1 protein-coding gene is annotated in these 628 nt (G+C 72.1%); it reads right to left on the minus strand.

The window, feature by feature from the left end; translation table 11 throughout:
- Positions 1 to 377 (minus strand): sugar phosphate isomerase/epimerase (locus E6R62_RS38225; protein WP_136217983.1); only part of this gene is annotated, 377 nt, incomplete at its 3' end.
- Positions 378 to 628 lie beyond the last annotated feature (251 nt).

Here is a 628-nt window from a genome sequence, read left to right on the forward strand (position 1 = left end):
TCGAGGGCGTTCGGTGAGACCGACGAGCAGACCAGGACCAGGTCGGTGCCGAGCTGCTCCATGACGTCGAACTTGCGCTCCGCGCGGCGAAGGTTCGCCGCCAGGACGCCGGGGTCGTCGGCGTCGAAGTCACGGAACGGCTGGTAGAGGTCGATGGACAGACCCAGGTCGGCGCACCGCGAGCGCACCTCCGCCGCCGACCACGGGGAGGCGACGAAGTCGGGCTCGAAGATCTCCACGCCGTCGAAGCCGGCGGCGGCCGCAGCGGCCAGCTTGTCCTCCAGCGTGCCCGACAGGCACACCGTGGCGACCGCGGTCCGCAGGCCCGCGGTCCGGCCGGGCCTCTGACGCGGCGCAACGGCTGTCTCAGCGGTCATCGGTGCTCCGTTCCTCCATCCCAGCAGCCTCCCGCGCCGGCCGCGTCGTGGTGTAGTCGTTTCCGGCCAGCGAACGTCTCGTGCTGGGCGGCAGCACCTCGTGGCCGGAGCGCCGGCGCGAGCGGCAACCTCGTCGGCCCGGCACGACACTTCTCCTTCCGATGAGCGGGAGGGGGGTCCCAGAGGCGCGATTCCGGTCCAGCATGAGCAGATGGCCCAGGAGCAGGTCCCGTCGCCTCGGGAGGTCGGCG

Source organism: Streptomyces sp. A1136, from assembly GCF_004795055.1.
Taxonomy (GTDB): Bacteria; Actinomycetota; Actinomycetes; order Streptomycetales; family Streptomycetaceae; genus Streptomyces.